Source organism: Faecalibacterium sp. DFI.5.82, from assembly GCF_029076575.1.
GTDB classification, from domain to species: Bacteria; Bacillota; Clostridia; order Oscillospirales; family Ruminococcaceae; genus Faecalibacterium; species Faecalibacterium duncaniae.
The window spans coordinates 1-363 of the sequence record NZ_JARFIS010000151.1 but is presented as its reverse complement, the minus strand read 5'-3'; the positions used below and the strand labels follow the sequence as shown (position 1 = coordinate 363).

Below are 363 nucleotides of genomic sequence, written 5' to 3'. Positions count from 1 at the left end.
CCACATGGGCGTTGGCCAGAAATGCCCGGCTGATCTCCACCCGTGCGTTCTCCACGGCGGGGCCATTGGCATCAAAGAAATCCTGCTCGGCCTTCCAATAAGCGTCACGGGTGTCGCTGGTGTAGTGGATGCTTGCCAGCTGTGCGGCGGTGCTGTAATCGGCAAAGGCGTGGCTCTGCTCGTAGTAAACATTCACCAGCTCCTCGCCGCTGGCGGCCCCGGCGGCCTTGGCGGCCAGCGCCTTGCACTGGCCCAGCAGGGCATCAATGTCCGGGCGGGTATAACTCATTTCGCTGAATTTCATGGGTTTCATCCTTTCGTTCCTTCTTGTCTGAGTGCTGAACCCATATTTGCACGTTTGGG

1 pseudogene is annotated in these 363 nt (G+C 59.2%); it reads right to left on the bottom strand.

The features are described from left to right. Positions 1-304, bottom strand: a pseudogene (locus P0G09_RS16010) (M3 family oligoendopeptidase); the annotation flags it as partial. Positions 305-363 lie beyond the last annotated feature (59 nt).